The organism is Loigolactobacillus jiayinensis (genome assembly GCF_003946445.1).
Taxonomy (GTDB): Bacteria; Bacillota; Bacilli; order Lactobacillales; family Lactobacillaceae; genus Loigolactobacillus; species Loigolactobacillus jiayinensis.
Window position 1 is genome coordinate 1 of the sequence record NZ_RHOF01000124.1, and the last position, 1,450, is coordinate 1,450.

Annotated in this window: 1 protein-coding gene; it reads right to left on the reverse strand. The window is 37.2% G+C overall.

Annotation, left to right across the window (positions count from 1 at the left end; translation table 11 throughout):
- Positions 1–69 precede the first annotated feature (69 nt).
- Complete coding sequence (locus tag EKM80_RS14770) at positions 70–1,311, reverse strand: ISL3 family transposase (RefSeq protein ID WP_063697918.1); 1,242 nt, start codon at positions 1,309–1,311, stop codon at positions 70–72.
- Positions 1,312–1,450 lie beyond the last annotated feature (139 nt).

The window sequence follows — 1,450 nt, forward strand, 5'->3', positions numbered from 1 at the left end:
GGGTCTCTGTCAAATCGTATTGGTGGAGATTTTGAACGGCACATTCACTTCGGTGAATGTGCTTTTTGTTTACTCATGAATTAAACTAATCCGGATAAAGAAGTTGTCAATATTTCGAAAACCAAAACAGTTACGCTTTAATGCCTTGATTTTACGATTAAGTCCTTCAATTGGACCGTTGGAAAATGGATAACGACAACTGTTTAGAAGGGCTGAACCATTTTTGATAAACGTGTTGATCGTTATGTCCATTTGATTACTAGTGGGTTGGTAGTTAGTAAGTAAGGATTGGAACGCATTAGCATCCTTTTGGTGTATGGCACTTAAGATACCTTGATAGGTTTGATACACAGATCTAAATCTGGGAAAAGCGTCTAGAGCTAAATCAATGGCGTTTTGTTGCGTCATATACTCGTTAATTCCGCGTAAATAAACAGCCTTAGAATCATTAACTTTTATTTCATCAAGATGAAATAAACGCCATTGAGATTTTAAAATATGATAAATTCGTGAATGCTTATCTTGGATAGTACGAATGGTCTGCGTGCGTTCATTATCTAAGGCACGCCCAGCCAGTTGAATAATATGGAAACGATCGATAATCGTGGCCGCATTGGGAAATAAGCGATGAATGAAGCTGCCATATTCAGCATTCATGTCAATCGTCACTGATTGAACTTGGGCACGTTCTTGAACCGAAAAACGAGCTTCAAAGTAGTCAATGATATCTTTACTTAGCCGATCTTTTAAAGTAACAATTCGGCGATGACTAACGGCATCGCAACAATTAAAGGACATCCAGTGATTACAGGAACGAAATTCATCAAAGCAAAGATTCTCTGGGAGATGTTTAACACGATAGGCTAAGTGAATATTGGCATTTAGGATTCGTTGAACACTGCTTGGCGAAATTCCACAAAGTTTAGCAATTTCTTTACTCGTCAACATATCGCGTGCCAAAACGATCACTTGATGTTTGATATTATGTGTGAAAGTTTCGTTACGATTAACCAACTTAGTTTTAGCACCACAGGTTTTTGAACAATCTTTACATTGGTATCTTTGACGTTTTAAATGCATTTCGTAACGACCACCGGATAAGGTTCCTAAACGCAGGTGACTCATGTGAGTTCCGTTTTTAATTAAGCTTTTATGGCCACAATGTGGGCACTTTAAAAGTTGATAAGACAAAGTTGCATGGACGACATGAATACGTTGGTTTGTGGAACACCGTTCTTTAGAAATACCAGTGACAATTAAGTTTGGGTCTGTTATTTCGAATAAGCATAAGATAGAATTAGTTAGGGACATCTGAATTTCCTCTTTTCGATTTGTTTTGGCGATTAAATCGTAGCACAAAGAGGACAGATGTCCTTTTTTATTTTTATGATTTTCAAAACAGACAAAAAACCGGTATTAGTTATTCACCAATACCAGAAAGTGTAGACCC

Excerpts from the sequence above, each read along its gene's own strand:
- EKM80_RS14770 (WP_063697918.1), bottom strand. The coding sequence starts at position 1,311 with ATGTCCCTAACTAATTCTATCTTATGCTTATTCGAAATAACAGACCCA.